The 18,355-nt window shown below is 73.9% G+C and carries 11 protein-coding genes; 3 read left to right on the top strand and 8 right to left on the bottom strand.

Annotated features, from left to right (window positions below; genetic code table 11):
* Positions 1-56: 56 nt before the first annotated feature.
* The 4 genes from FJ309_02900 to FJ309_02885 all read right to left on the bottom strand — a co-directional run bounded on the left by FJ309_02900 (position 57) and on the right by FJ309_02885 (position 7,001).
* Positions 57-2,177 (bottom strand): redoxin, encoded by a 2,121-nt coding sequence (locus tag FJ309_02900; GenBank protein ID MBM3953567.1) that lies wholly within the window; start codon positions 2,175-2,177, stop codon positions 57-59.
* A complete protein-coding gene (locus FJ309_02895) occupies positions 2,174-3,274 on the bottom strand; it encodes a serine hydrolase (GenBank protein ID MBM3953566.1) in 1,101 nt (366 codons plus the stop codon). Before FJ309_02895 ends, FJ309_02900 begins: the two co-directional genes overlap by 4 nt.
* A 149-nt stretch (positions 3,275-3,423) precedes the next feature.
* Positions 3,424-5,472, bottom strand: a complete 2,049-nt coding sequence (locus tag FJ309_02890; protein ID MBM3953565.1) for a helicase — start codon at positions 5,470-5,472, stop codon at positions 3,424-3,426.
* Positions 5,473-5,528: 56 nt separating this feature from the next.
* On the bottom strand, positions 5,529-7,001 hold the full coding sequence (locus tag FJ309_02885) for a glycosyltransferase family 4 protein (protein MBM3953564.1): 1,473 nt from the start codon (positions 6,999-7,001) through the stop codon (positions 5,529-5,531).
* Here FJ309_02885 and argH point away from each other — a divergent pair.
* Genes argH through FJ309_02870 form a run of 3 tightly spaced genes read left to right on the top strand, consistent with a single transcriptional unit; the run spans position 6,889 to position 11,740 of the window.
* The gene (gene argH, locus FJ309_02880; GenBank protein MBM3953563.1) at positions 6,889-8,322 is read left to right on the top strand and encodes an argininosuccinate lyase; all 1,434 of its coding nucleotides are present in this window, start codon (positions 6,889-6,891) and stop codon (positions 8,320-8,322) included. The two genes, FJ309_02885 and argH, sit on opposite strands and share 113 nt — an antisense overlap.
* A gap of 12 nt (positions 8,323-8,334) precedes the next feature.
* The gene (locus FJ309_02875) at positions 8,335-10,692 is read left to right on the top strand and encodes a response regulator transcription factor (GenBank protein MBM3953562.1); all 2,358 of its coding nucleotides are present in this window, start codon (positions 8,335-8,337) and stop codon (positions 10,690-10,692) included.
* Positions 10,664-11,740, top strand: a complete 1,077-nt coding sequence (locus FJ309_02870; GenBank protein MBM3953561.1) for a sigma-54-dependent Fis family transcriptional regulator — start codon at positions 10,664-10,666, stop codon at positions 11,738-11,740. Before FJ309_02875 ends, FJ309_02870 begins: the two co-directional genes overlap by 29 nt.
* Before the next feature lie 22 nt (positions 11,741-11,762).
* Here FJ309_02870 and lipA read toward each other — a convergent pair whose 3' ends face one another.
* The 4 genes from lipA to FJ309_02850 form a co-directional block, all read right to left on the bottom strand.
* Positions 11,763-12,656 (bottom strand): lipoyl synthase, encoded by an 894-nt coding sequence (gene lipA / locus FJ309_02865; GenBank protein MBM3953560.1) that lies wholly within the window; start codon positions 12,654-12,656, stop codon positions 11,763-11,765.
* 40 nt (positions 12,657-12,696) lie between these two features.
* Positions 12,697-13,482 carry a hypothetical protein gene (locus FJ309_02860; protein ID MBM3953559.1) on the bottom strand — a complete coding sequence of 262 codons (786 nt, stop codon included), beginning with the start codon at positions 13,480-13,482 and terminating at the stop codon, positions 12,697-12,699.
* 38 nt (positions 13,483-13,520) lie between these two features.
* A complete protein-coding gene (locus tag FJ309_02855) occupies positions 13,521-14,195 on the bottom strand; it encodes a DUF1080 domain-containing protein (protein ID MBM3953558.1) in 675 nt (224 codons plus the stop codon).
* A 69-nt stretch (positions 14,196-14,264) separates the two neighbouring features.
* Positions 14,265-18,257 carry a hypothetical protein gene (locus FJ309_02850; protein MBM3953557.1) on the bottom strand — a complete coding sequence of 1,331 codons (3,993 nt, stop codon included), beginning with the start codon at positions 18,255-18,257 and terminating at the stop codon, positions 14,265-14,267.
* Between the last annotated feature and the right edge of the window lie 98 nt (positions 18,258-18,355).

Raw genomic sequence — 18,355 nt, 5'->3', positions numbered from 1 at the left:
CATACCCTTCCACCCGACCAGCACGACCGATGACGCCCCGTGCGATGCACCGGCCGTCAGGGTGTCGCCCTGCCGCGGAGCAGACCGCGGCCGCGGCGCAACCCCGGCGGCGACTCCCCCGGCGCGAGCCCCGGAACGAAATACTCGACGTAGCCGAGGTACATCTCGTCGAACGTCTGCGGCCCCCAGCGAACCGTCTTCGTCGGGTCGGGATTGGCGGGGTTGGCGGCGCTGTTGTCGAACCAGGCGGTGAACACCAACCGGTCCCCCGCCCGGAGCTCGAGCGGCTCGTGGAGCCGGTAGAGGAGTTGCCAATTGAAGTCGTAGCGGGGGATGTCGAGGAGCGTCGAACGGCCGCCGTCGCGGCGGACCAGTTCGTAGCGGCAGGCCTTGCCGCGGACGTGGAGATGGGGGAGGAAGCCGATGATCGTGGCGTCGAACGGCACGGTGAGCGACGCCTCCTCACGGTGGTCGGCGGCGTGCGGCGGGATCGAGATCCGCGGATTGACGATCCCCGCCACGCGGACCTCGTGCTTCGGGGGCTCCTTCGCGTAGATCACGCCGACGCGCGTCCGGTCGGTCGTGGCGGTACCGTTGGGCGTGTAATGCATCTGGAACCGCAGCCGTGCCCCCTTGGGGAGCTTCTTCGCGAAGCCGTCGGGAAAAACGAGCGTGCTCTGCCCGGGGACGTATTCGCCCCAGAAGCCCCCCCGTTCCTCGGCGGCGGCGGCGACGTCGGCCAGCGAGTCGATCTCGCCGGCGAGGTGGATCAGGGCATGGTGCACGACTCCAGGATCGCCGGGCACAACCTCGATCGCTTGCACCCAGCGATCCTCCGGGAGGTGCGTGTCGACGAACACCGTCTGGTAGGGCATCACGCCTGTCGCCTTCACCGCCACCGGCTCGGCAAACTCGAAGACGGCGTCAGGAGTGCCGATGTGCCACTCGTCCGGATAGACGCGCGGAGCGGGTCCATCGGCAGGATCCCCTTCGGGCCGGCCACCGGCCAGCCAGGCGAGGAGATCGCGCTTGTCCCCCTCCGCGACCGAGCGGTCGTTGGCCCACGGCGAGTGGACGCGGCCCGTCTCCGGATCGGGCGCCGGTGCCGCGGCAAACCACGGGGGCATCGTGCCGCGCTCGACGACGTCGCGCACCATCCCCGCGTGGGCGACGAGGTCGGCGTACGAATCAAGGGGAAACGGGCCGGCACCGCCGTCGCGGTGGCACTCGGCGCAATGCCGAGCGACGATCCGCGAGACCCGGCCATGGTAGGTCACCGCCGCGGTCGGGCCGGCGTCGACCGGCTGGTCGAGCACGCACCCGGGCGCCTCGGTCGCGGCGACCGGTGGGTCGTTGCCCCGGCCGAGCGCGCTCAGCGCGTCGGCGAGGTAGCGCCGCCGCGGCGCGTCGAGCGCGTAGCCGAAACCGTATTGGTCGTCGATCGCGCCGTGGTAGGCCACGGTCCGGTCGGGCGCGAGCACGACGACGTCGGTCGTGGAGAGCGCACCGACCGCGGCGGCGAGGCGCCCCTCCCGGTCGTGCACCCAGACCGCGCGGCCGAAAAACCGTGCGGCCGCCTCGCACTGCATCGCCTGGTCGTCAGTCGCGACGGGATCGACGAGGATCCAGGCGATCCCCTCCCCCGACGCCGCCACGAGGTCGGCGAGCGTCGGCAGGTATTTCCTGCTCAGCGGGCAGCTGGTGCTCGTCATCGCGAACACCACGACCCGGCCGGCCGCGAACCGCGCCAGGTCGTGCACGGTGCCGTCGAGAGCGGTGAACGTCACAGCGCCGACGCGGCGGCCGATGCCATGATCCCCGGGCCGGACGGGCTTGGGTCCCGCGCGCAGCGGTGGCTCGGCCGGAGCCGACGGCGCGGGCGTTGCCGGGGCCGCGGGCGGGGCCCCCGCGTTATCGCGCACGTCCCGCAGTGCGCCAGCCCGCACCGCTTCGAGCGCCTCGCGCTTGATGATCGCACCGTCGCCGTCGAGATCGAGCCGCTCGAAGAACGCCCGGGCGGGCAACTCGTCGGGGGTCACCCGGCCGTCACCGTCGCGGTCGAGCCGGTCGAACCGTTCGCCGACCCCCGGCTGCGCCGCGGCGCGGCCCGCAAGGGCCACCCCACCGATGGCCAGCACAAGGGCGGCGCCCGAAACCGTCACACGGAACCTCGTCATGGCTGGTCCTCCGAACGATCGGAACCAACCGGCGGCCCGTCCGCTCCGCGGACGGTTGCCGCCGGAATGGCGCGCGCGAGCCGGCGCCACAGCTGCACATCGAACCGGGATTGCGTGCCGTTCCCCTCGGTGTCGCCGCCGTGGCCCGCGGCAGGGTTCTCGCCGAGCCGCACGACCACCAGCCCCGCGCCGGGCGCGACCGAGATCCGCTGGCCGCCCTTGCCGTTGGCGCTGACCATGTCGGCGGGTGCGTCGGGCACCAGCGCGCCGCGCACGGCGGCACGCGGAGGTCCAACCGTCCGAAACGACTCCTGGCCGTTGAGCCACCAGAGGTAGCCGTAGGCGCGATTGAGCCGCTGCGACGGCGCGAGCATGGCGGCGAAGTATGCTCGATCCTCGATCACCGACCGGTCGTTCCAGGTGCCCCGGGCGAGGATCAACAGTCCGAACCGGGCCATCTCGCGGGCGGTCATCACGAAGCTGTGGGAGCGGAACCGGGAGTGCTTCATCCCCAACGGCTCGAACAGCACGCGTGCCGAGAACGCATCGACGCTCGTCCCGACCGCCTTCTCCAAGAGCGGATGGAGCTGCTGGTAGGCGGGGGTGTTGTAGCGCCATACGGCGCCGGGGGGCGCCTCGTAGGCCAGCCGGGCGTCGAGGCCGCTGGTCATCGTGAGCAGGTGCTCGACACGGATCTCGCGTTCCTGCGTTGGCGTCGCGCGCGACCAACCGGGTCCGATGATCTCCGACACCGGCTGCCCGAGCGTGAGCTTCCCCTCGGCCCTCGCGACCCCGACCAGGAAGGCCGTGATGCTCTTGCCGGTCGACATCACGTACTGCGCGTGCGCGGGCCCGGCCGCAGTCCAATGGCGCTCGACGACGATCCGGCCGTCCTTGAGGATCAGGAACGACTTGCCGTGGGTGTCACGGACGAAGTCGCACGCCTCGTCGAGCGCCGCGCGATCCCACCCCAGTGCCTCGGGGCTCGCCGTCTCCCACGTCTCGTCGGCGGTCGGCAGAAACAGGTCGCGCGCAGGAGCGAGAGCGGTCGCTGATACGAGTGCCGTAAGGCACAGTGCCCCGATCAGCGTCGGCATCGATCGCTCTCCGAAGGACTGCCGGGTGATCTGCCCCCGGCTGCACCTGCAGTCGACACGGTCCCCGCACGGTGTTCAACGCCCGCCGATTGCCGGTGTCGCGGAAACGCACGCACTACCCGAAATCGCCCGGTTGCACAGGGCCCCCGTTACGCCTGCTCGACCACCAGGCGCGCCGGGGGGAGGCTGTCGAGAAACACCTTCCCGTAGGGCTTGGTGCGGACGCGCGGATCGAGGATCACCACCCGGCCGGTGTCGGTGGCGGTGCGGATCAGCCGGCCAAACCCCTGCTTGAGTTTCAGCACCGCCTCCGGCACCTGGTAGTCCATGAACGGATTGCCGCCGGCGGCCCGGATGGCGTCGATCCGCGCCGCCACCAGCGGCCGGTCGGGGACCGCGAACGGGAGCTTGGTGATGATCACGGTCACCAGTTGCTCCCCCGGCAGGTCGATCCCCTGCCAGAAGCCGTCGGTGCCCAAGAGCACGCTGCCGGGCCCGGCGCGGAAGTCGGCGAGCATCTTCGAGCGCGACAGGCCGTCGGCCTGGCTGACGAGGCGGAGGTTGTTCCGCGCGCAGAACCCGGCCAGGTCGGCGGCGACGCGCTCGAGCGACCGGAGGCTCGTGAACAGCACCAGGGCACGGCCGCCGGAGCGCTCGATGAACCGGTGGATGACCGGAATGCTCGCGCGGTCGAAGGCCTCGCGCTCCGCCGGGTCGGGCATCCCCTCGATGAGCACCAGTTCGGCGTGCGCGGCGTAGTCGAACGGGCTGCCGAGGCGCGCCGCCAGCGCCGTGTCGATCCCCAGCCGGGCCCGCGCGAAGGCGAACGGATCGGCGGCCGGCGCCACGCCCCCCGCCCGCGGCGGCTCGACGGCCAGCGTGGCACTGGCGAGGATCACGGTCGGGATCCGCTCGAACAGCTCGCGGCGCAGCGTGGAGCCGACGTCCACTGGCGCGCTCGAGAGCGTGATCCGCGCCCGGCCGCGGCGGCCGCGCGCCACCTCGACCCAGTGCACGTTTCCCGACTCGTCCTGCCCGAGCCAGCCGGCCACGGCGGCCGCCTGGGTGGTGAGCCGGTCGGCCACCGAGAGCAGGTCGTGGCGCTCGGCCTCCGCGGCCAATTCCTCGGCGGCGGCGCGCAGGCCGCGGGCGAGCGCTGCAAGGGCGTCGCCGAGCGTGTCGGGCACGGCCGGCGGTGCGCTGACGCGCCACGGCCCCTCGCCGCGGTCGGCGACCGCGGCGTGGACGGCGGCGAAGAACCCCTCGGCCGCGCGCCGGCAGCGGAACACGTCGGCTTCGAGATCGTGCATCCCGTAGTGGCGCAGCAGCCCACGGTGGCCGCGCTCGGCGAGGAGCCGGGAGAGAAGCCGCTCGACCCCGGTGCTCGAGACCCCGACGCCGAGGTGGTCGCCGGCCACCGCCTCCACCATGTGGGCCTCGTCGAAGACGACGATGTCGTGGTCGGGGAGGAGGCTGGCGCCGCCGCGGCGGAGGGCGAGGTCGCTGAAGTACAGTGCGTGGTTGACGACAAGTAATTGGGCCCGCGCCATCCGCCGCCGGGCAGCGTAGTAGAAGCATTGCTGGTGCTCGGGGCAGGTGCGCCCCATGCAGTTCCCCGAGTCGCTGCGAACCTCGTCCCAGACGGCGGCCGCGGGAACATGGTCGAGGTCGGCCAGCGACCCGTCGGCCGTGTCGCGGGCCCAGGCCGCCAGCGCCTCGAGCTGGGCGATCTCCTCCTCCTCGCCGAACAGGTTCGCGGAACGGTCGACCGCGAGGTCGAGGCGGCGGCGCGAGAGGTAGTTGCCCCGCCCCTTGACGAGCACCGCGGAGAACTCGCGCGGCAGGACCGCCGCCACCAGCGGGATGTCCTTGCCGATGAGCTGCTCCTGCAGCGCGATGGTGTGCGTCGAGATCACCACGCGCCGCGGCCGGGAGCGCGGCGGCTCCGGGGCGTCGGGATCTTCGTCAACGCCGGCCGGGAGCGGCTCCTGGTCGCCGGTCGCCGCCAACAGCGCCGGCACGAGGTAGGCGAGGCTCTTGCCGACCCCGGTACCGGCCTCGACCAGGGCGTGCCGCCGTCCGGCGATCGCCTCGGCGACCAGCCGCGCCATCTCGAGCTGCTGCGGCCGCGCCTCCCACGCCGGCAGGCGCGCCGACAGCCGGCCACCGGGCGCGAGGAAGTCGTCGGGGGTCGTCATGGAGCGGACGCCATCGGGAGGGCTGTCGGGGGCATCGGGCGGACACCGCGGCGCGGTCAGGCAGGCTGGTCGTGCCGGCCCGCCGGACCGTCCCCCTCGAGGATGTCGCAGACGCTCCCCAGGAAGCGCTCGCGCGCGAACTCACGCCGGGCCACGTCGCGCGCCCTCTCACCCATCGCACCGAGCTCCGCGCGCGGCGTGCGGACGAGGTCGCGGAGAATCGCCACCAGCCCGGCGATGTCGCCATGCTCGACGCGCCACCCGACCCCGTGCTCGGCGATGATGTCGGAGACGTGGCTGGCGCGAGGCGCCAGGCCGAGGATCGGGCGGCCGATCGCCAGCGCCCCGTAGATCTTGCAGGGATGGACCACCCCGACGCCGTCGTTGCCCAGCGACACGACATGGACGTCGGCACTCGACAGCGAATAGCGGATCCCCGGAAGCGGCTGGTAGGGAAGGGTGACGATGTTGGGGGGCGCGTCGCGGTCCACCATCTCATCGATCGCCCGCTTCAGCACCCCCCCGCCGACGAACACGAACAACAGCCCCGGCTCCCCCTCGAGGGCCTTGGCGGCGTCGAGCAGTGTGTCGAGCGGGTGCGAGTAGCCGTGATTCCCGGAATACATCACCACCAGCCGGTCGCCGAACCCGTGGGCGGCACGGAACGGGTTGTCCTCGTGGGGGACGTTGTCGCGGACGACGTCGTGCGACCAAGGGGGCACGACGGCGGTCTTCACCGCGATGTCGGCCTTGCGCAGGATCCGCGCGCGCATGTAGCGGTCGAGCACGATCACGTCGCGGGCTCCGCGGAGCGTGACGCGGTTCATCCAATCGAAGACCCGTGCGACCAGCGACGTCTCCGTGATCCGCCCCGAGGTCACCATCTGGTCGGGGTTGATGTCCATCACCCACCAGGCGAACGGCACCCGGCGGATGGCCGCCAGCAGGGCGCCACCGAAACCGGCGAATGGCGGGCTGGTGCTGACGAGGATCCGCTCGAGCCCGCGCGTGAACAGCGCCCGCGGCAAGGCCTGGATCATGAACAGCGCCTGGGCCGCGAGCCGGACGGCGATCGCCCCCTTGCCGAAGCTCGAGAACGGCAGCCGCCGTACGTCGACGCCGCGGAGCCGTTCGCGCCAGGCGAAGCGCTGGCTCGGGTCGTCGTACCCCCGGCGCGACGTGTACACGACCACGCGCCAGCCGCGGGCCGCCATCTGCTCCGCGACGTCGGCGATGTGCTGGCCGACTGCCGCGGGATCGGGCGGGTAGGTCTGGGAGAGGATGAGGAAGGTGCGCATCGACGGGGTGGCGTCCGTGCCCGCGAGGGGCCACCGTGGGGCGATTGGTAGCATACGGCCGTCGTGGCGGGCCAGCGAGCGGGCCGCGCCGCGTTCCCATCTTTCCGAGAGATCCGCCATGACCGATCCCGTCCCCCCGCAGCACCGGCCCGAACCGCTCGCCCCGAAGGCGTGGGGGGGTGTGTTCAGCGAGGCGACCGACGGGCGCGTCGAGGCCTTCTCGGAGAGCATCTCCTACGACCGCCGCCTCGCCGACGACGACATCGACGGCTCGATCGCCCATGCCCGGATGCTCGCCGCCACCGGGATCGTCAGCGCCGCCGAGGCCGAGTCGATCGAGCGCGGCCTCGAGGAGATCCGCGCCGAGATCCATGCCGGCACGTTCGTCTACTCGATCGCCAAGGAGGACATCCACCTCCACGTGGAAAGCGCGCTCACCGCGCGGCTCGGCGACGTCGGCCGCAAGCTCCACACGGCGCGCAGCCGCAACGACCAGGTGGCGACCGACCTGCGCCTCCACTGCCGGCGGGCGATCGACCGGCTCGACGGCGCGCTGGCCTGCTTGCAGCGCGCCTTTCTCGCGCTCGCCGACGCCCACCGCGACCTCGTCATCCCCGGCTACACCCACCTCCGCCGCGCCCAGCCGCTCCTCGCCGCCCACCAACTCCTCGGCTGGTGCGAGCGCCTCGACCGCGACCGGCAGCGGCTCGCCGACTGCCGGCGGCGCACCAACCTCCTGCCGCTGGGCAGCGGCGCGCTCGCCGGCACGAGCCTGCCGATCGACCGCGACCACGTCGCCGCGACGCTCGGCTTCGAGGGGGTCACCGCCAACAGCCTCGACGGCGCCAGCGACCGCGATTTCGTCTGCGAGCTGGCGTTCGTGGTCGCGCTGGCGATGGTCCACCTGTCGCAGTGGGCCGAGGAATGGATCCTCTGGAGCGGCGAGGAATACGGGTTCCTGCGGCTGCCGCAGGCGTTCTGCACGGGCAGCTCGATCATGCCGCAGAAGATCAACCCCGACGTCCTCGAACTGGTCCGCGGCAAGTCGGCACGGGCGATCGGCAACCTCCAGACGCTGCTGGTGCTCCTCAAGGGGCTGCCCACGGCCTACAACCGCGACCTTCAGGAGGACAAGGAGGCGATCTTCGACTCGATCGACACCCTCGAAGCCGCGCTCGGGGTCGCCGCGCCGCTGGTCGCCGCGACGCGCTTCGACGCCGGACGGATCGCCGCCACACTCGACCGCGGCCACCTCGACGCCACCAGCCTGATGGAGGCGATCATCGACTCGGGCGTGCCGCAGCGCACCGCCCACGAGACGGTCGGCCGTCTCGTCCGCCGCGCCCTCGACAAGGGGGTGGCGCTGGCCGACCTTGCCGACGGCGAGTTCTCGGCGGAGTGGGCGGGCTGGAATGCCGCGCTCCGCGGGGCTCTGGGGGCCTCCCGGGCGGTTGAACGGATGCGGAGTTTCGGCTCGACCGCGCCGGCCCGCGTGGCCGACCAGATGGAGTGGTGGCGGCGGCGGCTGGAGGCCGCCCCCGGGGGGCGTTGACGGGGCAGCGTCGTGAAGGTGTCGCGGCAGGCGAGCGTGTGGTGCGCCGTGGCGGCCGGGGGGCTGCTCGGCGGAGCCCTGCGGGGTGCCGAGCCGGCGCGGCCGGCGTTCCGGCCCCTCGATCAGCTCGCCCAGTCGGTCGTCGACTCGCTCGACGCCCGGCCGCGGACGACGCCCGCCGAGCGGCTCGACGCCGCCGTCCGCGCCGCGGAGGTCGATGCCCGCGAGGCAGCGGCGCGGTACTTCGCCGATCTGGTCGACTCGCTCCGCGACCTCGACGACGCCGCCCGCCCCGGCGTCCTCGCCGACCTCGGCGACGCGGTCGACGACGCGGCGCTGTCGCGGCTGGCGCGGGCGGTCGCCTCCGCCGACGACGATGCGGTGCGCGTCATCGACGCGATCCGCGACACCGGACGCGCGCGGCGCCGTGATCCGCAGGTCCTCCGCGCGGCTGCCGCCGACCTCGCCAGCCCCGATGCCGCGGCGCGCCGCGCCGCCGGCGACCGCCTCGCGGCCGCGGGGGTCGACGCCCTGCCGGCCCTCGCCGGCGTGCTGGCCTCGGCCGATCCGCGACTCGGCCGGGCCCGACCTCTGGCGGGGGCGCTCGTCGCCGCACTCGGCGACGATGCCCGCGAGCCGCTCCTCTCCTGGCTGGCGACCGCGCCCCCCGACCAGTGGCCGGCCGTGATCGCCGCACTCGATGCCAGCACCGCCGCGGGGATCGACGACTTCCTCCTCGCCCCGGCGGCCGTGCCGGGGACGCCTCCGGCGATCGCCCGCCCGGCGCGGGCCGCACTGGCCGCCCGCGAGAGTCGGCCACCGACGGTCGTCGACGCGATCGGCCGGCTCGGTGACCGCCTCGGCAAGATCCTCTCGCCGGCCGGCCTTCCGGCCGTCGAGTGCGACCCGTTGGCCGGCCCGCCGACCGTCGCCCGGACCGTGTGGAACCCGGCCGCCGGCCGGTTCGACCGCGTCCAGCTGCGGCCGCGCGCGGCGCGCAGCCTCGACGCCCTCCACGTCGCCCGCGACCTGGGGGCGCTGGGTGTCCGTGATCCCGACACCGTGAAGCTGGTGCTGCTGGCGCGCGTCGAGGCCCTGCTCCTCGGCGCCGGCGATCCGCTCACCGCGACCGACTCGGTCGATCCCGAGCGGCTCACCGCCGCGCTCACCGGACCGGACGGCGAGGATCCGGCACTGCTGCTCGACCTCGTCGACGAGGCGGTGGCACGCGAGATGCCGGAGGCGGCCGTGGCGGTCCTCCGCGAGCTCGAGCGACTCCACTCGTCGACACCCGAGGCGCTGGCGACGACCCTCCCGCTCACGGCGCGGAAGCGCCTGGCACGCCTCCTCGACGCCCCCGACGAGGCGCTGGCGCTGGCGGCGGCACGGACGCTGGCGCTGTGCGGCGGCGGACCGTCGTTCCCCGGGGCGAGCCGCGTCGTCGCCCGGCTGCTACGGACGGCGGCCTCGGAAGGAGTCGACAAGGCGATCGTCACCCACCCCGAGCATGCCGTCGTCGAGGAGCTGGCGACGGCGATCTCGCGTTATGGCTACCGGCCGCTCCGGGCCGGCACCGGTCTCGACGCAGTCCACCTGCTGCGCCACGATCCCGACGTGACGCTCGTGCTCCTCGCGGCGCGGCTCGGTCACCCGTCGGCGTTCGAGACGGTCCAGCTCATCCGCGGCACCGGCCATGGCGACCTGCCGGCGGTGATGGTGGTCGTCGATCCGCTCGACGACCTCGGCCGCGGCCGCAAGCTGACGCAGCTCACGCTGCAGGCCCGGGCCCACGACCACGTCGCCCTCGTCGACCGGCTCGACAGCTTTTTCGAACCGCTCACCGACCCGGAGTCGGGGGCGACGACGGCGCCGCGGTTTCCCGAGGCGCTCGCCGCGGCCGCAGGCCCCGAGGCAGCCGATCCGACCACGAGGCAATCCCGCGCCGCTGCCCGTCTCGTCCGCGCCCGGCAGGCGCTCGACCTCCTGGCTACGCTCGGGGAGCGGGGCTGGGACGTCATCGCCGCCGCCGACACGGCGCGGCGGGCCCTCGGCCGCGACGACCTCGCCCCGGCGGCCCTCGGGCTGCTGGCGACGATCGGCACCCCCGATGCCCAGGGGGCCCTCGTCGAGCGGGTCATCGACCCGGCGCGGCCGGCGGAGGAGCGCACGGCCGCCTTGGCGGCCCTCCGCGACCACGTGGGGCGGTTCGGCACGGCGATCGACTGTGATCGGCTGGCGGAGGTGGCGCGGGGTTACAATCGGGCCGCCGACACGGACGGCCGTGATCTGGCCGGCGCGGTGCTCGAGACCGTCCGCGCCCCCCTCCCGCCCCCCGAGGCCGATGCCCTCCCGCGACGGACAGGCCGGTGACGACTCAGCGGCCTCGCCGATCCGCGGCCTGATCGGCTCGGCGCCGGCGATGCACGAGGTGTACGCGATGACGCGGCGCGTCGCCGCGAGCAACGCCTCCGTGCTCCTCGTCGGCGAGACAGGCACCGGCAAGGAACTGATCGCCAAGGCGATCCATCAACTCTCCCCCCGTGGCACCGGGCCGTTCGTGCGGGTCAACTGCGGCGCGCTGTCGGAGAGCCTGCTCGAGAGCGAGCTGTTCGGCCACGTCCGCGGGGCGTTCACCGGTGCCGTCGCCAACCGCACCGGCCGCTTCGAGGCCGCCCACACCGGCACGATCTTCCTCGACGAGATCAACTCCACGACCCCCAAGCTCCAGGTCAAGCTCCTCCGCGTCCTCCAGGAGCGCGAATTCGAGCGCGTCGGCGACACCGAGACGATCCGCGTCGACACCCGCGTGATCGCCGCCTCCAACCGCGAGCTACTCGACGAGGTGGCGCGGGAGAACTTCCGCGAGGACCTCTACTACCGGCTCAACGTCGTGCCGATCTACCTGCCGCCGCTCCGTGCCCGCCGCGACGACATCCCGCTCCTCGTCGGCCACTTCCTCGAGCACTACAACGAGGCCAACGACCGCTACGTCGTCCACATCCAGAAGGAGGCGCTCGGGGCCCTGGTGAAATACCACTGGCCGGGCAACGTCCGCGAGCTGCAGAACGTCGTCGAGCGCTGCGTGGTGCTGGCGCCAGGCGACGAACTGACGCTCGACCTCCTCCCGCCGGCGGTCCGCGGCGGGCGGCCGCCGGTCACGCTCCCCGGCCGCGGCGGCGACCTCGACAGCCTCGCCCGCGAGCTCGTCGAGCAGGGTTTGGCCGCCGCCGCTCCCGACGACGACACCCTCTTCGAACGGATCGTGAGCCGCGTGGAGCGCGAGCTGATCACCCAGATGCTCGCCGCCTGCGGTGGCGTGCAGCTCAAGGCGGCGGCGCGGCTGGGGATCAACCGCAACACGCTGCGCAAGAAGCTCGTCGAGCACGGCATGGACGGCGCCGGCGACGACGAACCCTGATCCGGCCGGGACGCGGCCCCGGTCAGGCTTCCGCCATCTCGCGGGCGTGGTAGCTCGAGCGCACCAGCGGCCCCGAGGCGACGCGGGCGAAGCCGAGCGACTCGGCCAACCGCCCCAGCTCCACGAACTCCTCCGGCGGCACGTAGCGCTCGACGGGGAGCGAGTCGGCCGTCGGCTGGAGGTATTGGCCGAGGGTCAGGAAGTCGACGTCGTGGTCGCGGAGGTCGGCGAACACGTCGAGCAGTTCGTCGCGCGTCTCGCCGAGGCCGAGCATCAATCCGCTCTTCGTCTTCACCCCCGGGAGGATCCGTTTGGCGTCGGCCAGCAGCTGCAACGTCCAGGGGTAGCGGCTCTTGCGGCCGCGGACGGCGCCGTACAGGCGGGGAACGGTTTCGGTGTTGTGGTTGAAGACGTCGGGGCGCGAGGCCATCACGGTCTCGAGGGCCCCCGGCTTGCCGAGGAAGTCGGGGACGAGGACCTCGACGGTCGCCCCGGTCGCCTCGCGGACGGCGATCACGGTGCGCCGGAAGTGCTCGGCGCCGCCGTCGGGGAGGTCGTCGCGGGTGACGCTCGTGACGACGACGTGGGCCAGGCCCAGGCGCCGCGCCGCCTCGGCGACGCGCTGCGGCTCGTCGTCCTCGAGGGCCTCGGTGCGCCCGCGCGGCACGGAGCAGAAGCCGCAGGGGCGCGTGCAGACGTTGCCGAGGATCATGAACGTCGCCGTCCGCTGCGACCAGCACTCGAGGCGATTGGGGCACTTCGCCGAACTGCAGACCGTCTCCAGGCCCAGTTCGGCGATCAGGGCGGCGGTCTCGCCGTGGCCCCCCCCGGGCTCGAGGTTGCGGCGCAGCCACGGGGGGAGGCGGCGCGCTCCGGCCGGAGGTGTCACCTCGAGCGACACGATCGGCAGCGCCACGGCAGCCGGACGGGCGCCGGCACGGGAATCGACCTGCTCGCTATCCGACACTGCGGCTCGACTCCTGCTGCGGCTCGGCGTCGCGCACCGGGAGGGGAAACCCGGCGTGGACGTGGGGGGATCCGAACGCGAACGCGTCGGCGATCTGCTCGACCAGCGCGGCACGCGCGTCGGGGAGACGGACACGGCGGCCGAGGTCGGCTTCGACCGATCCCATCATAGCCCCGCCCCCGGCACCGCGCCCCGGCACCGTCCGGACCCGCCGCACCGTCTCCAGCGCCGGCGACACGTTGAGGAAGGCGCCGTGCCAGGAGACGCCGCGGCGGATCGCGATCCCGACGGCGGCCAACAGCCCGCTGCGGCCAAACACGCCCGCGGCCCGCGAGTCGCGGGCGGTGCCGCAGCGGAGCGAGCGGATCGCCCCTTCGAGGCCGGTCTCGAAACGCTCGACGAACGGTCCGACGGCATGCCGTGCCAGGCCGACGTCGGGGAGCGCCACGAACAGCGCCGCGAACACCTGCCCGGGCAGGTGGACCACCGCCCCGCCGCCGCGGCCGACGAAGCGCACGGCCAGCGACCGGGCCGCCAACTCTTCGTCGGTGAATTCGACGTCAGACCGGCTACCGAGGCGCCCGACGGTGATCGACGCGGCGAGCTCGCCGAGCACGAGGGTCGGTGGTCGGCCGTTGGGCTCCGACACCTCCCAGGCGAGCTGCTCGGCCATCCGCAGGTAGGCCTCCCAGCCGATCCGCCCTGCCATCCACACCGACAGCGAGCGCTGCGGCGCGGGGCGCGGGTCACGGCGGCGCGGGGACGGGGACGGCATACGGCGGTTGTACCACGGCTGGTGGGCGCCGCGACCGCTCAGTCCGCCCCGGCCGCGAGCGGCTGGAGGCGCAGGTTGCGGTAGCGCACCGTGCCCACCATGCCGCCGTGGATCTGCAGGGCGACCATCCCGCGCCGCGCCACCGCCGACTCCGGCTCGGGCTCCGTCCAGTCGACCGTCTCGACGCCGTTGAGCCACAGCCGGACACGCGGACCGGTGCAGCGGATCCGGTAGTCGTTCCAGCCGTCACGCGTGGCAGCCAGCGCCTTCTCGACGACTTCGTCGGCCGGCTTGACGAGGATCCGGTTGCGCCGGCTCTCGTCGTACAGCGCGCCGAAATACCCGGGGCCGATGTCGGCCTGGTAGCCGCTGACCTCGTGGTGGTCGGGGATCCGCCGCGAGCGGAACTGCACGCCGGCGTTGCCGGCGCGGGTGAAGTCGAGGCGGTACTCGAGACGCAGTTCGAAATCACCGAACTCCCGATCGGTGGCGAGGAACTCGTTGCGCGGCACGGGACGCGCGGGATCTCCGGCGACGATCGCCCCCTCCTCGACGCGCCACGTCGTCGCCGTGTCGCCGTTCCACCCGGCGAGCGTGCGGCCGTCGAACAGCGGCTCGAACCCCGGCTCGGCGCCGCGCGCCGGTGAGGCGACCGGCAGCGCCACGAGGATCGCGACGGCCCACACGATGTGGCAGCGGGGGACGGGCTTCATCGGATCCTCCTGGCGATGTCCGGGACCGGCGCGGATGCCGTGACGGCCGAGTATCGCGCGCCGCCCCCTTCATGGCGACAACGACGCGACCAGTTCGGCCCAGGGCACGCGCCGCCAGGGCAGTGCTTCGGGAAGTTGGTCGGCACGCCGTGCGCCGCCGTCGGGAGTCGTCTCCAGCGCCTGATCGACGCACGCCGCGAGCCGCTCGCACCACTCCGGCACCTCGACACCCGAACCGCCGGCGAGCCCGAGGAACGACTCGGCGCGCGTCTCGAGCGACTCCCCGGCGGCCCCGGGGCGGCCCGCCACCGCTTCGGCCACCGCCGGTGCGACAAGGGCTTCCAGTTCGTCCTGCTCGAGGACGGCCGTGAACGGCCGGCGGAGCCGGTCCGAGACACTCGCCAGGCGCACGCCCGAGCGCGACTCGAGCTCCGCCAACCGGGTCACCAGGTCGGTGGCGGTGTCGAGCGTCTCGTCGCGCATCCGTCCGCGCCACGCCTCGGCCGCGGCGGTCGCGCCGCGCCGGGCGAGGACGCGGTGCGCCATGTTCACCGGACGCAGCGTCCAGGCGATCCGTTCGTACTCCGCCTTGAGCCGGAGGAACTCGAGCAGCACGTGGAGGCATTCGCCGCGGTCGGACTGCGTGGTGGTCGAGTTCCAATCGCGGTACTCGGCGTGGTTCTCGGCGACCGCCTCGAGCACGAAGCGGATCCGCGCCGCGGCCTGCCGCAGCGGCAGCACGCCCGACTCGAGATCGGCCAGCAGCCGCAGCGGGCGGCGCGGGGCCCCGTCGACGGGCTGCCCCCCTTCGCGGGCGTGCTCCTCGAGCAGCGCCTCGAGGTAGGCGGTCACCCCGCGGCGGAGCACGCCGCGCAGCGTCGCCGGCGCGAGGAGATGCTGGGTGAACAGGCCGGCGCCGTAGCGCTCGATGAAGTCGTGGACCGGCGCGAAGCTCTTCGGATCGCGGACGCGCTCGAGCACCGACAGGCGCAGCTGCCGGGCGTGCGTCATCCAAGTGTCGAGCAGCCGCGGCACCAACAGCGCCAGCCCCTCGAGGATCCGGGCGGTGACGACGTCGGCCGGCGGCGGTGCACCGTCGCCGTCGCCGGCGCTCTCGACGATCCGCTCCACCAGGGCGGTCGTCCCTGCCTCGAAGACGCGGTCGAACTCGCTCACGCTCGCCGGGCCCGGTGGGCGGCGGCTCTCCAGCGCCTTGGCCAGCTGCACCGCGGCCGAACCCTCGGCGACCAGCCCGACGCGCGGCAGCGCGGCGGCGAGCCGCTCGAGGAGCCGCTCCCGCGACCGGGCCCGCACGACGCGCGCCGGGCGCCCCCCGCGCGACAGCGGGACGTAGAGCACCGGCCGCCCCACCAACCGCTGCCGGACGCGCTCCAAGGCGTCGCGGACCGCCCCCACGTCGCCGGCGGCGAGCGCCGCGAACAGCCGCCCGACGGCATGCCCGCGCCGCTGCGGCCGCAGCATCCCGAGACGGGCCGCCACCAACCAGCGGGTCTCGGTCGCCTGGACGGCGGCGTCGACGAGGCGCTCGACGGTCACGTCGCGCTGCCAGCGGGCGCGCTCGTCGTCGGCCGTGACGGTGCCGGGGACCACCGCCGTGTCGTCGGCGGCGACGACGTCGGCGGCGGCGACGAGCGCCCGGCCGAGCCGCTCGAGGAAGTGGCGCCAGGCGACGAGCGAGTCGTGCTCGAGCCGATCCTCCGAGGCCAGCGCCCCCTCCGCCTCGCCGCCGGCACCGGCGGGAACGACGATCGCCGCCGCCAGCGCCTGGCGCAGCAGCCGGCAGACGCCGCCGATCAGCTCCGCCGCACCTTCCAGTTCGCCGAGGCCCGTCGCCGACGCCCCGGGGGTGCCGCCGGCGTCGAGCATGCCCCCCTCGTGACCGTCGTCGGCCGAATCGCGCCAGACCATCGATTCGTACGCCGCCGCGAGCCGCTCCTCGCCGTCGGCCGACTCGTCGGCGTCGCCGTCGTCGCCGCGCCGTCCGCGCCGCGGCGCCGCCCCGGCCTGTTCGACGCAGTCAGCGACGGCCGAGATGTTGGCCTCGACCAGTTCGAGGAAGCGCCGCACCCGGGCCCGGCCGCCGGGCGAGCGGTCGGCTCCGGCCAGCGCCACCCACCGTCCTGCCGCGGCCAACCATTCGGTCCCAGAGCGCTCCACTGCCGGACCTTCGAGGAGCGACGCCCAGTGGACGAGCAACCCCATCGCCCCGTCGAGGTCGTGTTCGTCGAGCAGCTCGGCGGCGGCCTGGGCATGGCTCCGCGGCGAGGAGAACGAGGCCATCTCGGTCCGCCAGAATCCCGGTGGCGGTGCGGCCGGTGCGGCGCGGCGGCGGCGACCGAGCGCCGCGATCACGTCGCGGGTCCCGTCGACGATCTCGCGGCCGCTGAGGTGCCTGACCCCCGATACGGTCGCGGTCGCGTGGCGGTCCCACCAGGTCGCGAGCCGTTCCAGCGCCCCGGCGGCGCGGGCCTCGGTGGTCCGGTCGGCGGCGGCACTGGCGGCGCGCCAGGCGGCCGCCTGCCCCTCGAGGATCGATGCGGTCGTTGCCACGAGGTCGTCGACGCGCGGATCGGGGAGGCTCTCGCCGCCGGGGTCGTGGAGGGGAAACTGACCGCCCAGCCCGAGGATGTTCCAGGGATCGACCAGCGCTCCGCAGGCCACGCCACGGAACAGCAACTCGACGGCGGTGTCGAGGTCGTCGAGCGCGGCCGCCGCCCCGGCGCCTTCGTCGTGCAGGTGGCGCTGGGCCGCCACCACGCACGCCGTGATCCGCGACAGCAGCCGGGCCGACGCCGCCGGCACCCGGGCGGTGAGCCGTTCGGCCGCGGTCGCCCGGCCGAGGCGCGCGAAGACCGCCGCCAGCGCCACTGCCTCGACCTGCCGTGCCCGCCGGCCCGCGAGCAGCGAATTGATGTGCCGGCGCACGCCGCCGAACGGCTGCCGGAGGCGGGCCGTCTCGCCGTCGAGGGCGCTGCGGTGGTCGGCGGGAAGCTGCCCGAGGAGCCAGCGGTAGAACCCGTCGCGGTACTCGGCGATCCGCGGCAGGAGTTCCGCCAGCGGCATCCCCGCGTGCCGCGCCGCCGGACCGTGCCCCGACAGGCCGGCCGCCATCAGGATCACGCCGGCGAGGACGCCGGCGGCCTCGACCTCGAGCTGCGCGGCGGTCCGCCCGTGGTCGGCACCGGCGGCCGACCAGGAGAGGATCCCGTCGAGCGTCGCCTGCTGGACCACCATCCGCCGGTAGCGCCCTGCCTCGTCGATCCGGGCGGGATCCCACAGTCCGAACAGGTAGTTGGGCCGGCTGGCGGCCGGATGGAGGAAGTCGAACGCGCGCGGATCGATCGCCAACTCCTCCATCTGGCCCGGATCGAAGTCGGCCTGGCCGAGGAGCGCGGAGGGGGCGGAACCGAGGATCCCGACCGCGGCACCGACGAGCGTCCGGTAGCGCCCGGCGGCGGCCCCGGACCCCGGCAGCCAGAGGGGCAACGGCCGGACCCGTTCATGGGGATAGGGAGCCGAGAGGCGCCCGTTCTCGAGCACGGCGACCGGGCGCCAGCCGACGTAGTCGTTGAGACGGTCGATCGCGGCGGCGATCGCGGCGCTCCAGCCGGGGGTTCCGCTCTCCGGCCATGGCCCCCCCGCCTCGAGCACGGCCTGCACGGCGGCCATGACGAAGTACGGGCGTTCGAGGCCCCCGGGGGGCTGGTGCTCGAGCAGATCGGCGTGAAATTCCCGGTACCCAGGGAGCACGCCGTCGCTCACCAGCCGCAACACACGCCGGGCCTGCGTCGAGTCGCGGAACGCCGGGGCCTCGCGTTCGAGGTCGTCGAGACGCCGTGACAGCCGGGCCGCTACCTCGGGCCACGCCGTCGGCGACTCGCACGCCGAACCGCTGCCGTCCCCTTCCTCGACGGCCGCATACAGATCGTTCAATCCCCCCCAGACCGCAGGATCGAACGCTCCGGAACTGAAGTTGAGGTAGCCCAGGATCCGGGCGGCGACGTCGGGAACGGTGGCCAGCGTGCACTCCTGCCGCGGCATCCCCGCGGCCCCACGAGACGGCCCGGCCCGGTCGTTCGTACGTCGGGAGGGCGGACGGACGACCGGCATTCTACCGGCCGGATCGCCCGCCTGGCCGC

The sequence above is a fragment of the Planctomycetota bacterium genome (genome assembly GCA_016872555.1).
Taxonomy (GTDB): Bacteria; Planctomycetota; Planctomycetia; order Pirellulales; family UBA1268; genus F1-20-MAGs016.
The sequence above is the reverse complement of the archived record's forward strand: the minus strand, read 5'-3'. Positions and strand labels throughout refer to the sequence as shown.

What these genes read in the sequence shown, in the direction of transcription:
- FJ309_02870 (MBM3953561.1), top strand. Translation starts at nt 10,664, where the DNA reads ATGCCCTCCCGCGACGGACAGGCCGGTGACGACTCAGCGGCCTCGCCG.
- FJ309_02890 (MBM3953565.1), bottom strand. Translation starts at nt 5,472, where the DNA reads ATGACGACCCCCGACGACTTCCTCGCGCCCGGTGGCCGGCTGTCGGCG.
- argH (MBM3953563.1), top strand. Translation starts at nt 6,889, where the DNA reads ATGACCGATCCCGTCCCCCCGCAGCACCGGCCCGAACCGCTCGCCCCG.
- FJ309_02850 (MBM3953557.1), bottom strand. Translation starts at nt 18,257, where the DNA reads ATGCCGCGGCAGGAGTGCACGCTGGCCACCGTTCCCGACGTCGCCGCC.
- FJ309_02855 (MBM3953558.1), bottom strand. Translation starts at nt 14,195, where the DNA reads ATGAAGCCCGTCCCCCGCTGCCACATCGTGTGGGCCGTCGCGATCCTC.
- FJ309_02900 (MBM3953567.1), bottom strand. Translation starts at nt 2,177, where the DNA reads ATGACGAGGTTCCGTGTGACGGTTTCGGGCGCCGCCCTTGTGCTGGCC.
- FJ309_02885 (MBM3953564.1), bottom strand. Translation starts at nt 7,001, where the DNA reads ATGCTCTCCGAGAAGGCCTCGACGCGCCCGTCGGTCGCCTCGCTGAAC.
- FJ309_02895 (MBM3953566.1), bottom strand. Translation starts at nt 3,274, where the DNA reads ATGCCGACGCTGATCGGGGCACTGTGCCTTACGGCACTCGTATCAGCG.
- FJ309_02860 (MBM3953559.1), bottom strand. Translation starts at nt 13,482, where the DNA reads ATGCCGTCCCCGTCCCCGCGCCGCCGTGACCCGCGCCCCGCGCCGCAG.